This window comes from Microbacterium sp. CFH 31415, assembly GCF_022538185.1.
GTDB lineage: Bacteria > Actinomycetota > Actinomycetes > Actinomycetales > Microbacteriaceae > Microbacterium.
Map to the genome: position 1 here is coordinate 235,609 of NZ_JAKYXC010000009.1, position 16,327 is coordinate 251,935.

Here is a 16,327-nt window from a genome sequence, read left to right on the forward strand (position 1 = left end):
TGCGGTCACGCCGGCGCGCGCTCGCGTGCGTCCGGCTGCGGTCAGGTTATCGCGGGGTGGCGGATGCCTCGGCCCACGACGGGTCGGCCGCGTGCACCTTCGCGATCGCACGCTCGACCTCTGCCGCCGTGTGCGCGGCATCCCACCCGAGCACCGGCGCGACGACCGCAGCGATCTCGCCGACGGCGTCCTCGGTCGCGCCGCCCACGAAGGCGATGCTCGTGCGCCGCATGAGCAGGTCGTCGAGGTGCACGGCGTCCTCCGTCAGCGCGAGGTGCCGCAGCTCGGCGCTGCTGTAGCCGGGGGTGTGCACCAGCGCGGTGTCGTCCGCGTCGTCGATGATCGCCGCGACGAGGTCGGCCGCCACCGTGCCGTAACGGTCGAGCAGCGTGGCGACGCGCGCGGCGGGCAGCCCGTCAGCATGCCCGGCGATCCACTGCTGCCGGGCACGCTCGGTGGTCGGGAAGCCGCTGCCACCGCCGATGGCGACGCCCTTGGTCGACCGCCGGCGCGGACGCGCCAGCAGCTCGAGAGCGCGGTCGGCGAGGTGCTCGGCCGACGCACGGAACGTGGTCCACTTGCCGCCGACCAGGCTCAGCACCGTGGCATCCCCTCCCACGAGCGGAGCAGCCTCGACGCGGTAGTCGCGCGACACGAATCCGGGCGCGAGGTCGCCGTGGCCGGGCAGGGGACGCACGCCCGAGAAGCGGTAGACGATCTGCGAGCGGTTCACCGCGATCGCGGGGAGCACCTGCCCGATGAGGTCGATGAAGTAGTCGACCTCGTCCTCGGTGCACACGATCGGCTCGCCCATCTGGTGCTCGAGGTCGGTGGTGCCGACGAGCACGCGACCCTTGAGCGGGTAGATCAGCACGATGCGGCCGTCGGCGTTCTCGAAGAACAGCTCGCGCCCGCCGGTCGCCGCGAGCAGCTCAGGGTTGTCGAGCACGATGTGCGAGCCCTTGGTTCCGCCCATGTAGTTCGTGGGATCGCCGAGGGCGAGGTTCGTGAGGTCGGTCCACGGGCCGGACGCGTTGATGACGACGGATGCCGCGAACGGCTGCTCCTCACCCGACACCATGTCGCGCAGCACGACGCGGCCGTCCTGGACACCGACTGCGGCCGTGTAGTTCGCGGCGCGCGCCTGGTCGCCGCCCGCCCGGCGGCCGTCACGGAGCACGTCGATCGCGAGCCGCTCGGGGTCATGGAGCGAGGCGTCCCAGTAGGTCGCGGTGTACTTCACGTCGGGGTTCAGCGCCGGCAGCTCCTGCAGCGAGCGCTTGCGGCCGCGGAACGCGTGGCGCGGCACCCGGCCGCCGCCGCGCGAGAACGAGTCGTAGATCACGAGCCCGATCTTGATGAGCGCGGCGCCGCGCTCGGTGTGCTTGCCTCCGCCGTGACGCAGGAACCGCAGCGGCGCGCTGAGCACGCCCGAGAACGTCGAGAAGATCGGGATCGTGGTCTGCAGCGGGCGCACGTAGTGCGGGGCGATCCGCAGCAGCGCGTTGCGCTCGGTGACGGCCTCGTGGACGAGGCGGAACTCGCCGTTCTCGAGGTAGCGGATGCCGCCGTGGATCATGTGGGACGAGGCCGCCGACGCCCCGCTGATGAAGTCGTCGCGCTCGACGAGGGCGACGTCGACGCCCTGCATCGCGAGGTCGCGGAAGGTGGCGAGCCCGTTGATGCCCCCGCCGACGATCAGGACGTCGGCGTAGGGCCGTTCGGCCAGTGCGTCGAATCCTGGTGCGGTGCGTGAGCCCATCGTCGTCCCCCGTCGTGTTCGTCCGGCTGTCCATCCATGATGGCATCGCTGGACGTCCTTGCAGACCGTATGCACATACGTGCAACGATGGAGGCGTGGAAGAGATCCTCGACGCCCGCACCGTTCAGCGGGCACTGACCGCCGCGCACCTCTACTACGTGCAGGACCGCACGATGGAGGCGATCGCGCGCGAACTGGGCACGTCGCGATCGACGGTCTCGCGGCTGCTCACGCAGGCGCGCGCCACCGGCATCGTCGACATCCGCATCCGCTCCCCGTTCGCGGCGCCTCAGCTGCTCGAGGAGCACCTCGCCGAGCGCTTCGGCGTGGCCGCCCACGTCGTTCCCGTCCCCGACGACGCGAACGAGGTGGAGCGCCTCGAACGCGTCTCGGTCGCCGCGGCCCACCTGCTGGGAGACCTCATCGGCGAGGGTATGACGATCGGCGTCGCCTGGGGGTCGACGACGGCAGCGATCAGCCGGCGGCTCGCGCCGAAACCGGCGCACGGCACGACGTTCGTGCAGCTGAACGGGTCGGGCAACACGCACACGACGGGCCTCCTCTATGCGAGCGAGATCCTGAGCCGGTTCGCCGCCGCCTACGGCGGCAGTGCGCAGCAGTTCCCGGTACCCGCGTTCTTCGACGACCCGCGCACGAAGAGCGCGATGTGGCGGGAGCGCAGCACGCGGCGCATTCTCGCGATGCAGGCGGCCATGGACCTCGTCGTGTTCAGCACCGGCTCCGCCGACTCGCGTGTGCCCAGCCACGTCTACTCGGGCGGCTACCTCGAGGCGCAGGAGCTCGCGTCGCTCGAGGCCGAAGGCGTCGTCGGCGACGTGGCGACGGTCTTCTTCCGCGCTGACGGATCCAGCGACGGCATCCCGCTCAACGAACGCGCCACCGGACCCCGGTTCGACGTCCTGCGTGCGGTGCCGCGACGACTCTGCGTCGTGTCGGGGGTGTCGAAGCTCGTGAGCCTGCGGGGCGCCCTCGCCGCCGGCCTTGCGACCGAGCTCGTCGTCGACGAGGCGGTCGCACGCGCTCTCACCGAGTGACCCGCGTGACGGAGCGTTTCATGCGAACACATGGAATGAACTCGCGTCGGGGACGTTGAGTAGACTTGAGAGCATCAACGTGCTCCGGGGTCGGTGAGAATCCGAACCGGCGGTGACAGTCCGCGAGCCGCGGCATCAGCATCCGAATGGGTGCCGCCACGGCTGATCCGGTGGAAATCCGGAACCGACGGTGATGCGACAGGTATCTGTCGCTAGTCCGGATGGGAGGCAGCACGGGCGACGCCATGCGCGTCGCCGGTCTCCCGTGCCCCGGATCACCGCGACCGACACGGAGGACACGAATGACGGCGACACCGGCTGAGCACGACGCGATGCGTCGGGCGCTCGACCTCGCCCGTCGCGGACCGCGCGGGATCAACCCGCAGGTCGGCGCCGTGATCCTCTCCCGCGCCGGTGAGATCCTCGCCGAAGGCTGGCACCGCGGAGCCGGCACTCCGCACGCCGAGGTCGACGCGCTCTCGCGCCTCTCCCCCGGCGACGCCGCCGGGGCGACCGCGATCGTCACGCTCGAGCCCTGCAACCACACCGGCCGCACCGGCCCCTGCGCCGAGGCGCTGATCGCTGCGGGCGTCGCCCGCGTGGTCTACGCCATCGACGACCCCAACGACGTCTCCTCCGGCGGCGCGCGGCGCCTGCGCGACGCCGGCCTCGTGGTCGAGTCGGGAGTGCTCGCCGACGACGCGCACGCGCTGCTCGACTCATGGCTCACGGTCCAGCACCTCGGTCGTCCGCACGTCACGGTCAAGTGGGCGCAGAGCCTCGACGGCCGCGCTGCGGCGGCAGACGGCACGAGCAAGTGGATCACCGGACCCGCTGCGCGCGCGGATGTCCACCGGCGTCGCTCGGCAGCCGACGCCATCGTCGTCGGCACGGGCACGCTCCTCGCCGACGATCCTGCCCTCACCGCGCGCGACGTCGACGGCTCCCTGCTCGCGCATCAGCCCATGCCGGTCGTGCTCGGCGAGCGCTCCGTGCCCGAGGGTGCGGCCGTGCGACAGCATCCGCTCCCCTTCGTGCAGTACCCGGGAGACCTCGTCGCCGCACTCGACGACCTGCGCACGCGCGGCGTGCACCGCGTCTTCGTCGAGGGCGGCCCCGCCATCGCGGCCTCGTTCGTGCGCGCCGGCTTCGCCGACGAGTTCCTCGTCTACATCGCGCCCGCGCTGATCGGCGGCGACATGCTCGCCCTGCGCGACGTCGGCGTCACGACCATCGGCGAAGCGCGCCGCCTCACCGTGCGCGACGTCGAGAAGCTCGGCGACGATCTGCTGGTCGTCGCCGCCCCTGCCACAGAAGGAGTCAGCTGATGTTCACCGGAATCGTCGAGGAGATCGGCGAGGTCACCGCGGTGGAGGCCTCCGGCGACGGGGTGCGTCTCACGGTCCGCGCGCCGAAGGCGGTGTCGGATGCCGCGCACGGCGACTCCATCTCGGTCAGCGGCGTGTGCCTCACCGTCGTCGGCCAGGGACCCGACTGGTTCACCGCTGACGTCATGCGCCAGACCCTCGACATGTCGACGCTGCTCGCGGTCGAGGCCGGGCACCCCGTCAACCTCGAGCGTGCGACGGTCGCGCACGGCCGCCTCGGCGGCCACATCGTGCAGGGCCATATCGACGGCACCGGCGAGGTGCTCGAGGTGCGTCCCGGTGCGCAGTGGCGTGTCCTGCGCATCGCGCTCCCCGCCGACCTCGCCCCGCTGGTCGTCGACAAGGGCTCGATCGCCGTGGACGGCGTCTCGCTGACCGTGAGCGCGGCCAGCCCGGCGGCGCCGGCCGGCGGCGTCCACTGGTTCGAGGTCTCGCTCATCCCCGAGACGCTCGAGGCGACGACGCTCGGCCGCCGGGTCGCCGGTGACCGCGTCAACCTCGAGACCGACATCCTCGCCCGCCACGTGCAGCGCCTCCATGCGTTCGCCTCCGCGGCTTCGGCCGCTCCCGCCACCCCCGAGTACCCGGCGGCCACCGCCCCACCCACGGAAGGAGGCTCGAAGTGAGCCTTTCCACCATCCCCGAGGCGCTGGACGCGATCCGCGCCGGCAAGCCCGTCATCGTCGCCGACGACGAGAACCGCGAGAACGAGGGCGACGTCGTCCTCTCCGCCGAGCTCGCGACGCCCGAGTGGCTGGCGTGGACCGTGCGCTGGTCCAGCGGCTTCATCTGCGCGCCGATGCCGGCCGATTGGGCGGACCGACTGGACCTGCCGCCGATGGTGGAGGTCAACCAGGACGCCCGCTCGACGGCCTACACGGTGAGCGTCGATGCCGCCGATCGCGTGTCGACCGGCATCAGCGCCTCCGACCGGGCCCACACGCTGAACGTTCTCGCGAACCCGGAGTCGGGCCCGACAAGCGTCATCCGCCCCGGTCACATCCTGCCGCTGCGCGCGGTGGACGGCGGCGTGCGCGAGCGCGGCGGTCACACCGAGGCGGCTGTCGAGCTCATGCGCCTCGCCGGGGTGCAGCCGGTGGGCGCGATCGCCGAGGTCGTGGCGGAGGACGGCTCGATGATGCGGCTGCCCGGGCTTCAGGAGCTCGGCGCGCGTGACGGCGTGCCCGTCATCACGATCGAGCAGCTCATCGCCTACCTGGACGAGCATGAGCCGCTCGACCCCGCCTCCCAGGCGCACGCCGCCCACAAGCGGCGCGTGAGCCTGCGCGCCGAGGCCCTCGTGCCGACCTCGCACGGCGAGTTCCGGTTCCTCGCATACAAGGATCGGGTCACCGGCACGGACCATCTCGCCGTCGTGTCGGGCGAGCTGAGCGAGGCACCGCTCGTGCGCGTGCACTCGGAGTGCCTGACGGGTGAGGCGTTCGGATCGCTCAAGTGCGAGTGCGGCCCCCAGCTCGACGCCGCGCTCGACGCCATCGAGCAGGACGGCGGCGTGGTCGTCTACATGCGCGGCCACGAAGGACGCGGCATCGGCCTCATCAACAAGCTGCGCGCGTACTCGCTGCAGGAGCGCGGCCTCGACACCGTCGACGCGAACCTCGCGCTCGGCCTGCCCGCCGACGCGCGCGACTACGCGGCCGCCGCCGGGATCCTCGCCGACCTCGGGGTCGACAAGGTGCGCCTCCTCACCAACAACGCCGACAAGGTGAAGCAGCTGCGCGAGTTCGGACTCGACATCGTCGAGCAGGTGCCGCTGCTCGTGGGCGTCGGACCGAACAACCACCAGTACCTCGAGACCAAGCGCGACCGGATGGGCCACCTCATCGACGAGGGCGACCTCGCCGACGCGCTGGCGCAGATGCACGAAGGAGCAGAGCGGTGAGCGGCAAGGGCGCTCCCCAGGCTGTCGAGACCGTCGACGCCTCCGGTCTCGACGTCGTCGTGATCGCCGGCATGTGGCACGACGTGATCACCGACGGCCTCATCGCCGGCGCGAAGCGTGCTCTCGATTCCGCCGGGGCGACGTGGCGCCTGGTGCGCGTCCCCGGATCGTTCGAGCTGCCCGTCGCCGCGAAGACCGCGCTCGAGGCGGGGGCCGACGCGGTCGTCGCGCTCGGCGTGATCATCCGCGGCGGCACACCCCACTTCGAGTTCGTGTCCTCGGCGGCGACCGACGGCCTGACCCGCGTCGCGCTCGACACCGGCAAGCCGGTCGGCTTCGGCGTGCTCACGCTCGACGACGAGGCCCAGGGCATCGCGCGCGCCGGCTTCGCCGACTCCGAGGAGGACAAGGGCAGGGAAGCAGCGGATGCGGCGATCCGCACGGCTCTGGTGCTCCGCGAGCTGCGCGCCGGCTGACCGGCCCGGTCACCTGCGACCACCGTCGCCCATCGATCTGCGCGATGCCGAACCGGTGAGCCCCGGTGAGGCGCGCCTTGCTGGCGGTCGGGGCGCGACGGGCATACCGTGACGTCCATGGAGTTCCTTCGCCACCTCGTCCTGCTGTTCCACCTCGTCGGGTTCGCGATCCTCTTCGGAGCGTGGGTCGTCGAACTCGTCAACGGGCACCGCGGCATCACGCGCCTGATGCACTGGGGCCTTGCGATCGCCGGCGTCGCCGGGCTCATCCTGGCCGCGCCATGGGGCATCGACTACGACCTGAACTACACCAAGATCGGTGTGAAGCTCGTGATCCTGCTGATCATCGGCGCCCTGCTCGGCATCGGTGCCGGCCGCCAGCGCAAGACCGGCTCGGTACCGCCGGCCATCTTCTGGTCGATCGGCCTGCTCACGCTCGCCAACGCCGCGGTCGCCGTGCTCTGGCGCTGAGCCGGAAGCAGACAACCCATCGATCGGATGCCGCGGCCCGGCCGCGGCATCCGATCGCTGTCTTCCGGCGGCAGCCGCCGCCTCGTACCGCTGCACGCGGGTTAGGGTTGTTCTTCGGAGTCGGGTGATCAGTCCCGGCTCCCGGTGACCCAGTGCAGAGCCGCCTGATGCGTCACCCTGCGTCGAGCGCCTGCCCACCACTCGTCCCACGAGGATGCTCCGCTTCGCGCTCCACAGGTATTGAATGTCTTCCCCCACTGCATCCGCACCCTCCCCCACGACCACCCCCGCGAATCCCCGTTCGAGGGTCATCACCGCAAGCCTGGTCGGCACGACGATCGAGTTCTACGACTTCTACGTCTACGCGACCGCCGCCGTGCTGGTCTTCCCGATCCTCTTCTTCCCCACCGGGAACGAGACCACCGCGCTGCTCGCCTCGTTCGGCGTGTTCGGTGCGGCCATGGTGGCCCGCCCCTTGGGCGCCGTCGTCTTCGGGCACTTCGGCGACAAGTTCGGCCGAAAGGCGACGCTCGTCGCCTCGCTGCTCACGATGGGCATCGCGACCTTCCTCATCGGATTCCTGCCCACGTTCAACGAGATCGGCCTCTGGGCCGCGCTCCTCCTGCTCATCCTCCGCCTCGCGCAGGGCTTCGCCCTCGGCGGCGAGTGGTCGGGAGCCGCGCTGGTAGCGACCGAGAACGCGCCGGCCGGCAAGCGCGCCTGGTACGGCACGTTCCCCCAGCTGGGCGCCCCGCTCGGCTTCATCATCGCCAACACGATCTTCCTGCTGATCAACTTCGCCCTCCCGCACCCCGAGGGCGCCGCTCAGCGCTCCGAGGCCTTTCTCGCGTGGGGGTGGCGCGTGCCGTTCCTGTTCTCCGCCGTCATGGTGATCATCGGCCTCTGGGTGCGTCTGCGCCTGGTCGAGTCCGAGACGTTCACCAAGGCTGAGGCGAAGGGCGCGATCCGCAAGTTCCCGCTGGGCGAGACCATCCGCAAGCACTGGTGGCAGCTCATCCTCGGCACGTTCATCATGCTGGCGACCTACGTGCTCTTCTACCTGATGACGAGCTTCACGCTGTCGTACGGCACGAAGGCGGCGACCGAGACGGCCCGGTCAGCCGCCGAGGCGGCCGGCACACCGTTCGACGCCGCGACGTACATTCCCGGACTCGGCTTCGGCTACACCGACTTCGTCATCATGCAGATCATCGGCGTGGTGTTCTTCGGCATCTTCACGCTGCTGTCCGGCCCCGTCGCCGACGCGATCGGGCGCCGCAAGCTCCTGCTCTGGGTGACGGCCGCGATCGCGGTGTTCGGCCTGACGTTCAACGTCTTCCTGCTGCCGCAGCTCGATCCGATGTTCACGGGCGCGCTCGTGCAGGCGTTCCTGATCTTCGGCTTCATGCTCATGGGCGCGACCTTCGGCCCGATGGGGGCGATCCTGCCGGAGCTCTTCCCGACGAACGTCCGCTACACCGGATCGGCGATCTCGTACAACGTGTCGTCCATCCTCGGTGCCGCGCTCGCGCCGATCGTCGCCGTCGCCCTGTGGGCGGCGACTGGCGGCCAGCCGTGGCTGGTCGGCGTCTATCTCACCGGCTCCGCCGTGCTGACGATCATCGCGCTGGCGCTCTCGAAGGAGACCAAGGACGTCGATTACGACGACAACCTCGGTCTCGGCGAGACCGGCTCGCTGTAGCGCCAGTAACAGACGAGCGGATGCCGCGGCCCTGCGTGGGCCGCGGCATCCGCTGTCTTCGTGTCGGTGCTCGTCGCTCGCGCTGCCGTTTCCTGCAAGCGCTGCCGCCGGAGCGCGCAACTTTTGCAGGAAACGGGCGCGCGAGCGCACGGTGGAGCGCGATCCCCGTCTCTGGCGGAGACAAGGAGCACAGGACAAGGCACTGATAGCCGCGACGACCCGGTGCCGGTTCACGAGAGGCCGACGTGGGCATGCGTGCCCGGCACTCCGAGCGACGGCGTGACGACCGAACCGCAGTGCGGGAAGTGATCCCGACCGTACGACGTCAGTCCAGGAAGAGGGCGCGAAGGCGCTTCGTGGTGAAGACCAAGCCGATGCCGATCATGACGACGAAGTAGAGCACGTGCCACCACATCTCGGGCGTGAGGATGCCCGTCGTGAGACCGCGCACGAGCTCGACGCCGTGCCAGAGCGGGAAGGCCATGATGACGTGCTGAATCCACTCGGGGTAGACCGAGATCGGGTACAGCGTCGCCGAGAACAGGAACATCGGCAGCAGCACGAAGTTGATCCAGTCCATGTGCTGGAAGGTCTTCATGTAGCTCGTCACCGCCATGCCGAGGCTCGCGAAGCCGAACGCGATGAGGAGCACGGCGGGGATCGCCAGAATGGCCGTCCACGCGAGGTTGAGCCCGAGGATCTGCATGATGATCATGAAGCCCGTCGCGTAGAGCAGGCCGCGCAGCAAGGCGTACATGATCTCGCCGAGCGCCACATCGAGCGGGCCGAGCGACGTCGCCAGCATGCCCTCGTAGAGCTTGCCGTAGTTCAGCTTGAAGAACACGTTCCACGTGGAGTCGTAGATCGCGCCGTTCATCGCCGAGACAGCCAGCAGCGCCGGTGCGATGAACGCCGCATACGAGACCTGGGCGCCGCTCGACGTCTCGACGTCTCCGATGATCGAGCCCAGCCCGATGCCCATCGATGCGAGGTAGAACACCGGCTCGAAGAAGCCCGAGAGGACGACGATCCAGCTCGACGAACGCGCCGCGATGAGCCCCCGCTGCACCACGGAGTGGGGGTTGCCCGCCCACAGCGCGCGCACGCCGCCGGCTCGGATGGGTGCTCCGGTCGCCGTCGCCACGCTCACTTCGCGAGCCTCCGTTCGAACAGCCGGCGGCCGACGACGAGTCCGCCGATCGCCAGGGCCAGCAGGTAGACCACGTGCACGACGATCAGGGTCGGCGGCGACGGCTGGCCGTAGGTCACGACGCGACCGAGCTCGGTGGCGTGCCACAGCGGCGAGACCCAGCCGATCCACTCCAGCCAGTCGGGCAGCGCGCTGAGCGGATAGAACGTGCCCGAGAACAGGAACATCGGCATGAAGACGAATCGCTGCACGAGGGCGAACTGACCCTTGTCGTCTTCGATCGATGCGGCGTACGCGAGCAGCGGCGTGCCGAACGAGAGCCCGCCGAGCAGCGCGATGAAGATCGCCAGCCACGCCGTGCCAGGGCGCGTCGCGTCGGGCTGCAGCCACGCGAAGAACAGCACGATGAAGAGGAAGTAGAGCACCACCGTCACGCCCATGCGGGCGGCGGCGCCGGCGACGACGCCGTTGGCGATCTGCCCCGAAGACAGCGGCGAGGCGTTGAAGCCGTAGAAGTAGCGGCGCCACTTGAACCCGGCCATGACCGGATAGGTGAACTCCTCGGAGGCCACCGCGACGGCGGACGTCATGAGCAGGGCCGGCGCCACGAACACCAGGTACGGAACCTGCTGTCCTCCCACGTCGATGGGCGCGTCGATGAGGGCCGCGAGCCCGACCGCGAGCCCGAGGAGATAGAGCACGGGCTGCCCGAGCGCGCCGATGATGATCGTCCAGCCGTAGGCGCGCATCGCGCGCACCATGTGCTCGGTGACGTAGAAAGTGCCGAGGCCGCGGGGCTTGCGACCCCACTCCATCGCCTCGGCGCGAAGCTCGTCGAGGCTCGCGTCGGTGGTGACAGCGGTGTGCGGCGGGTGCGGCATCCGCCCGCCGTCATCGGGAGGAAGTGCGCCGCTCATTCGATCAGCGACCGTCCGGTGAGACGCAGGAAGACGTCTTCGAGGCTCGAGCGGCGCACGAGGCTCGTGACAGGATGCAGTCCGCGCTGGGTCACTTGCTCGAGCGCCGCCTCGCCGTCGCCGGCGTAGACGAGCACCCGGTCGGGCAGCACCTCGACGCGGTCCCCGATGCCCTGCAGCTGCGGGGCGACCTGCTCGTTGCGGTCGGAGCCGAAGCGCACCTCGAGCACTTCGCGACTGGAGTGGTCGCGGATGAGCGAGGCCGGCGTGCCCTCGGCCATGATGCGCCCCTTGTCGACCACGATCAGGCGGTCGCAGAGCTGCTCGGCCTCGTCCATGTAGTGCGTCGTGAGCACGAGGGTGGTGCCGCGCTCCTTGAGCCGGAACAGGCGATCCCACAGCACGTGGCGGGCCTGCGGGTCGAGGCCCGTGGTCGGCTCGTCGAGCAGCAGGATGCGCGGGTCGTTGATCAGGCCGCGCGCGATCGTCAGGCGTCGCTTCATGCCGCCCGAGAGTGCGTCGACCTTGCTCTTGGCCTTGTCTTCGAGCGCGGCGAACGCGAGCAGCTCGTCGGCCTTCTGTGCGCAGACTTTTCCGGGCAGGCCGAAGTACCGGCCGTAGATGTAGAGGTTCTCGCGGGCGTTCAGCTCGCCGTCGAGGTTGTCCTGCTGCGGCACGACGCCGAGCCGGGACCGGATCTCGGGCCCGTAGCGGTCGGGATCGAGCCCGAGGATCGACAGGTCGCCGTCGGTGCGCGTCGACACCGCGCCGATCATCTTCATCGTCGTGGACTTGCCCGCTCCATTGGGCCCGAGGAGGCCGAACGACTCGCCTGGAGCCACCTCGAACGACAGGCCGTCGACAGCCAGGAAGTCGGGCTTTCCTTTGACCTTGTAGGCCTTGACGAGGTTCTTCGCATCGATCACGGGGGCAGGCACCGGACAACCCTAACCCCGCGCGCGGACACCCACACACGGGTCCGCAGTCAGGCGACTCGCCGACCTTCGCGCGCCGCCCGAAGATCCCGTGCGGCGTGTCTCATCACGGAGGAACGCGCAACCCGGCCGCACCACCCACCGACGTCAACGTATGTTGACAACCCGGGAACGCGTCAACTACTGTTGACGCGGGATGCCCGCCCCCGAGGCATCCCTCACCGAAGGAGACCCGTGAGCGGCGACGACCTGCGCATCCTCATCGGCTCGGCCCCCGAGCGCGAGCCCATCGCCGAGCTGCACCGGCTCGCCGACGTGCGCCGTGAACTGGCCCGCGCCGAAGAGGTGCAGGTACGCAAGGCGCGCAACCTCGGGTACTCCTGGCAGGCGATCGCCGGCGCCCTGGGCGTGACGAAGCAGGCCGTCCACAGGAAGTACGGTCGAAGGTGACCCCCACGCACGAACGAGGTACCGCCATGCCCTCCGCCGAACTCGACGACGCGACCGCCCCCGCCCCCACCCTCGCGGCCGCGCCGACCCACGGCCGCCCCGGACGCGGCCGCCGGCGCACGAACGACGACGGCCCCCGCGCGACCTTCGGCCAGCTGCTGCCGTTCCTCTTCGAGCACAAGCGCACGCTCGTCGTGGTCGCGGTGCTGAGCGTTCTGAGCGCGGTGGCGATGCTCGCGCAGCCGCTGCTCGTCGGCCTGGTGATCGAGCGGGTGCAGAACAGCCTGCCGCTCGGAATGCTGCTGTGGGCCCTCGTCGGATTCGTCATCGCCGCCTCGCTCATCTCGGGCTGGCAGCACTACCTGCTGCAGCGCACCGGCACCGCCGTCGTCTACTCGAGCCGGCGCAAGCTCATCGCGCGCATCTTCCACCTGCCCGTCAGCGAGTTCGACGCCCGCCGCACCGGCGACCTCGTGTCGCGCGTCGGCAGCGACACGACACTGCTCTACGCAGTGCTCACCCAGGGGCTCGCCGACGCGATCGGCAACGCGCTGCTCTTCGTCGGCGCCCTCATCGCGATGGCCCTCATCGACTGGGTGCTGCTCGCCCTGATCGTGCTCGTGATCGGGATCTCGGTGCTCGCGGTCACGGCGCTCAGCGGACGCATCCGCACCGCCTCCACCGAGCAGCAGGAGAAGGTCGGCGAACTGGCGTCCGGCGTGGAGCGCGCCGTCGGCTCGATCCGCACCGTGCGCGCCTCGGGCGCGACGGAGCGGGAGGTGTCAGCGGTCACCGAGCGCGCGACCGAGGCGTACGGGGTCGGCGTGCGCATCGCGAAGGTGTCGGCGCTGGTCGTGCCGATCGCCGGCATCGCCCTGCAGGTCTCGCTCCTGGTCGTCATCGGGCTCGGCGGCTACCGCGTCGCCTCCGGCGCCATCGGCATCGCCAGCCTCGTGACCTTCATCATGTTCCTCTTCATGCTGATCGCGCCGCTCGGCTCGTTCTTCGGCGCCATCACATCGGTCAATCAGGCCCTCGGCGCGCTCGGGCGCATCCAGGAGGTGCTCGACCTTCCGACCGAGTCGCAGGACGACGAGGCGATCGCCCGCGCCATCGAGCGATCGACGGATGCCGCGTCCCCTTCCGACACCCCTGCGATCGAGTTCCGCGACGTGCGCTTCCGCTACCCCGCAGCCGTCGTGGCGGCCCGCCGCGAGGCCGAGACGGAGGCCCTCGCGGTGCTCGAGAACGCGCACGTCGACGCGCGCGCGATCGTGCGCGACGACGCATCCCTCGACGGAGCGCGGGAATCGGATGCCGCGGCCGAGGTGCTGCGCGGCGTATCGTTCTCGGTGCCCCGCGGCGCCCGGGTGGCGCTCGTCGGCCCGTCGGGCGCGGGCAAGAGCACGACGCTGGCGCTCATCGAGCGCTTCTACGACCCGACCGGCGGGGCGATCCTCCTGGAGGGGACGGACGTGCGCGCCCTCGACCGCACGGACCTGCGGGCCCGGCTGGGCTATGTGGAGCAGGACGCTCCGACCCTCGCCGGAACCATAGGCGACAACCTGCGCCTCGCCTCGCCCGACGCGACGGACGAGGAATGCGACGCGGTGCTGCGTGCGGTGAACCTCGGCGAGGTGCTCGACCGCAATCCCCTGGGCCTGGACGCTCCCGTCGGCGAGAGCGGAGTGATGCTGTCGGGCGGCGAACGCCAGCGCCTCGCGATCGCGCGGGCGCTGCTGGCCGCGCCGCCGATCCTGCTGCTCGACGAGTCGACCTCGTCGCTCGACGGCCTGAACGAGCAGCGCATGCGCGAGGCGATCGACGCGGTGGCCGCCGGCCGCACGCTCATCGTGATCGCGCACCGCCTGTCGACCGTCGTGGACAGCGACCACATCGTCGTGATGGAGCACGGCCGCGTGGTCGGAGAGGGCACGCATTCCGAGCTCGTCGCGTCGACCCCCCTCTACCGCGACCTCGCGAAGCACCAGCTCCTGGTGTGATCTGTCTCGGTCGACTGCGCCCGCCCCGAGCGCTCGGCTGAGTGTCGCGATCTCCCAGGAGAGACCACGGGGACAGGCGGATGCCCCGGACCCGCCGCACAGGTGCGGGGCCGGGGCATCCTCCAAGACCGCTCAGGCGCGTTGCAGGCGGTACCGCAGTGCGGCGAGCTCGGCCCACAGCGGCGCCGGCACGCGGCCGTCGAACGTGCGGTAGAACTCCTCGGTCAGATCTGCCTCGTGGAGCCACAGGGCAGGGTCGATCGCGAACAGCTCGTCGAGGTCGGCCTGCGACACGTCGATGCCGTCGAGGTCGAGGTCCTCGGAGCGGGGCAGGCGGCCGATCGGGCTCTCGACGGCAGCCACCTCGTTGTCGAGGCGACGGATGATCCAGTCGATGACGCGCGAGTTGTCGCCGAAGCCCGGCCACAGGAACCGGCCGTCCGTCCCCTTGCGGAACCAGTTGACCTGGAAGATCCGCGGAGCACGGTCGAAGCGCAGCTTCTGCCCGACCTTCAGCCAGTGGCCGAAGTAGTCCGCCATGTTGTAGCCGCAGAACGGCAGCATCGCGAACGGGTCGCGGCGCAGCTCGCCGACAGTGCCTTCCGCGGCCGCGGTGCGCTCAGACGAGATGTTCGAGCCGAGGAAGACGCCGTGCGTCCAGTCCGTGGCCTCGACGACGAGCGGCACGTTCGTGGCGCGGCGACCGCCGAAGAGGATCGCATCGAGCGGCACGCCCTCGGGCGCATCCCAGTCGGGCGCGATCTGCGGGCACTGGGCCGCAGCGACCGTGAAGCGCGAGTTGGGGTGGGCGGCGGGGCGACCGGATGCCGGCGTCCAGGGGTTGCCCTCCCAGTCGATGAGCTCGGCAGGCGCCTCGTCGGTGAGCCCTTCCCACCACACGTCGCCGTCGGGGCGGAGCGCGACGTTGGTGAAGATCGTGTTGCCCCACAGCGTCTCGACCGCGGTGACGTTGGTCGACTCGCCGGTGCCCGGCGCGACGCCGAAGAAGCCGGCCTCGGGGTTGATGGCCCACAAGCGGCCGTCCTCGCCGGGCCGCAGCCACGCGATGTCGTCGCCGAGTGTCTCGACGCGCCAGCCGGGGATCGTCGGACGCAGCATCGCAAGGTTGGTCTTGCCGCACGCCGACGGGAACGCCGCGGCCAGGTGGTAGGCACGGCCGGCCGGATCGATGACGCGGATGAGCAGCATGTGCTCGGCGAGCCAGCCCTCGTTGCGGCCGATCACCGAGGCGATGCGCAGCGCGAAGCACTTCTTGGCCAGGATCGCGTTGCCGCCGTAGCCGGAGCCGTACGACCACACCTCGAGCGTGTCGGGGAAGTGGACGATGTACTTCTCGTCGTTGCACGGCCACGCGACGTCGGCCTCGCCGGGTTCGAGCGGGGCGCCGACCGAGTGGACCGTCTTGACCCAGGGGGCCCCTCCGGCGATCTCGCGCAGCACCTCGGTGCCTACGCGCGTCATGATCTCGATCGAGGCGACGGCGTACGCGCTGTCGGTGATCTGCACGCCGATGTGCGAGAGCGGGCCGCCGACGGCGCCCATGGAGAAGGGGACCACGTACATCGTGCGACCGCGCATCGACCCGTCGAAGAGCGGGGTGATGGTCGCGCGGATCTCGTCGGGGTCGGCCCAGTTGTTCGTGGGGCCCGCGTCCTCCTCACGCTCCGAGGCGATGAAGGTGCGCGCCTCGGTGCGGGCGACGTCACTCGGGTGCGACCGCGCGAGGTACGAGCCCGGACGCCACTCGGGGTTGAGCTTGATCAGCTTGCCTTCGTCGACCATCTCGCGCAGGAGTGCGTCGTTCTCGGCCCGGCTGCCGTCGACCCAATGCACCCGGTCGGGCTTGGTCAGCGCACTGATCTCGTCGACCCACGCCACCAGCTCGGCCATTCCGGGCCCCGGGATCGTGGGCAGCTGACCGTAGGCGCGGCTCACGGCATCAGGGCGTGTCGCGCTCGAACCTTCGGGCCGGGTGAAGATGTCCGCAAGGGCCATGGGTCGCTCCTCTTCGATGAGACGTTCAGAACTGAGGTCTTCCTCTACTTTCGTTGCATTACATGACGTCTTCGCACCGCCGGGCGTGTCAAGACTTCC

At 70.3% G+C, this 16,327-nt stretch carries 14 protein-coding genes; 9 read left to right on the forward strand and 5 right to left on the reverse strand.

Annotated features, from left to right (window positions below; translation table 11 throughout):
* Positions 1 to 46: 46 nt before the first annotated feature.
* Positions 47 to 1,762, reverse strand: coding sequence for a glycerol-3-phosphate dehydrogenase/oxidase (locus MK786_RS11790; protein ID WP_241112430.1), 1,716 nt, complete (start codon positions 1,760 to 1,762; stop codon positions 47 to 49).
* A gap of 95 nt (positions 1,763 to 1,857) precedes the next feature.
* Here MK786_RS11790 and MK786_RS11795 point away from each other — a divergent pair, with 95 nt between their 5' ends.
* The 7 genes from MK786_RS11795 (at position 1,858) to MK786_RS11825 (ending at position 8,757) form a co-directional block, all read left to right on the forward strand.
* Positions 1,858 to 2,817: a sugar-binding transcriptional regulator gene (locus MK786_RS11795; RefSeq protein ID WP_241112431.1), complete on the forward strand. Its 960-nt coding sequence runs from the start codon at positions 1,858 to 1,860 to the stop codon at positions 2,815 to 2,817.
* Between the two features lie 302 nt (positions 2,818 to 3,119).
* On the forward strand, positions 3,120 to 4,145 hold the full coding sequence (gene ribD / locus MK786_RS11800; RefSeq protein WP_241112432.1) for a bifunctional diaminohydroxyphosphoribosylaminopyrimidine deaminase/5-amino-6-(5-phosphoribosylamino)uracil reductase RibD: 1,026 nt from the start codon (positions 3,120 to 3,122) through the stop codon (positions 4,143 to 4,145).
* Positions 4,145 to 4,831 carry a riboflavin synthase gene (locus MK786_RS11805; protein ID WP_241112433.1) on the forward strand — a complete coding sequence of 229 codons (687 nt, stop codon included), beginning with the start codon at positions 4,145 to 4,147 and terminating at the stop codon, positions 4,829 to 4,831. Before ribD ends, MK786_RS11805 begins: the two co-directional genes overlap by 1 nt.
* Entirely contained in the window at positions 4,828 to 6,108 is a 1,281-nt protein-coding gene (ribA, locus tag MK786_RS11810; RefSeq protein ID WP_241112434.1) for a GTP cyclohydrolase II, read from the forward strand. The genes MK786_RS11805 and ribA overlap by 4 nt, the downstream gene beginning before the upstream one ends.
* Entirely contained in the window at positions 6,105 to 6,584 is a 480-nt protein-coding gene (gene ribH / locus MK786_RS11815; RefSeq protein WP_241112435.1) for a 6,7-dimethyl-8-ribityllumazine synthase, read from the forward strand. The genes ribA and ribH overlap by 4 nt, the downstream gene beginning before the upstream one ends.
* Before the next feature lie 117 nt (positions 6,585 to 6,701).
* A complete protein-coding gene (locus MK786_RS11820; RefSeq protein WP_241112436.1) occupies positions 6,702 to 7,055 on the forward strand; it encodes a Fe-S protein in 354 nt (117 codons plus the stop codon).
* Positions 7,056 to 7,299: 244 nt separating this feature from the next.
* A complete protein-coding gene (locus MK786_RS11825; RefSeq protein ID WP_241112437.1) occupies positions 7,300 to 8,757 on the forward strand; it encodes an MFS transporter in 1,458 nt (485 codons plus the stop codon).
* 325 nt (positions 8,758 to 9,082) lie between these two features.
* On the opposite strand, the gene MK786_RS11830 is transcribed toward MK786_RS11825, so the two are convergent.
* Genes MK786_RS11830 through MK786_RS11840 form a run of 3 tightly spaced genes read right to left on the reverse strand, consistent with a single transcriptional unit; the run spans position 9,083 to position 11,762 of the window.
* Positions 9,083 to 9,907: an ABC transporter permease gene (locus MK786_RS11830; RefSeq protein WP_241112438.1), complete on the reverse strand. Its 825-nt coding sequence runs from the start codon at positions 9,905 to 9,907 to the stop codon at positions 9,083 to 9,085.
* Positions 9,904 to 10,788 carry an ABC transporter permease gene (locus MK786_RS11835; protein WP_241112477.1) on the reverse strand — a complete coding sequence of 295 codons (885 nt, stop codon included), beginning with the start codon at positions 10,786 to 10,788 and terminating at the stop codon, positions 9,904 to 9,906. The genes MK786_RS11830 and MK786_RS11835 overlap by 4 nt, the downstream gene beginning before the upstream one ends.
* Before the next feature lie 32 nt (positions 10,789 to 10,820).
* The gene (locus MK786_RS11840) at positions 10,821 to 11,762 is read right to left on the reverse strand and encodes an ABC transporter ATP-binding protein (protein ID WP_241112439.1); all 942 of its coding nucleotides are present in this window, start codon (positions 11,760 to 11,762) and stop codon (positions 10,821 to 10,823) included.
* 231 nt (positions 11,763 to 11,993) lie between these two features.
* Between MK786_RS11840 and MK786_RS11845 the strand changes: the two genes are divergently transcribed.
* Together MK786_RS11845 and MK786_RS11850 are read left to right on the forward strand one after the other, a co-directional pair.
* A complete protein-coding gene (locus MK786_RS11845) occupies positions 11,994 to 12,209 on the forward strand; it encodes an AsnC family protein (protein ID WP_241112440.1) in 216 nt (71 codons plus the stop codon).
* 26 nt (positions 12,210 to 12,235) lie between these two features.
* Positions 12,236 to 14,212, forward strand: coding sequence for an ABC transporter ATP-binding protein (locus tag MK786_RS11850; RefSeq protein WP_241112441.1), 1,977 nt, complete (start codon positions 12,236 to 12,238; stop codon positions 14,210 to 14,212).
* Positions 14,213 to 14,344: 132 nt separating this feature from the next.
* Here the strand turns inward: MK786_RS11850 and MK786_RS11855 are convergent, their stop codons facing one another.
* Positions 14,345 to 16,228, reverse strand: a complete 1,884-nt coding sequence (locus MK786_RS11855; RefSeq protein ID WP_241112442.1) for a phosphoenolpyruvate carboxykinase (GTP) — start codon at positions 16,226 to 16,228, stop codon at positions 14,345 to 14,347.
* Positions 16,229 to 16,327 lie beyond the last annotated feature (99 nt).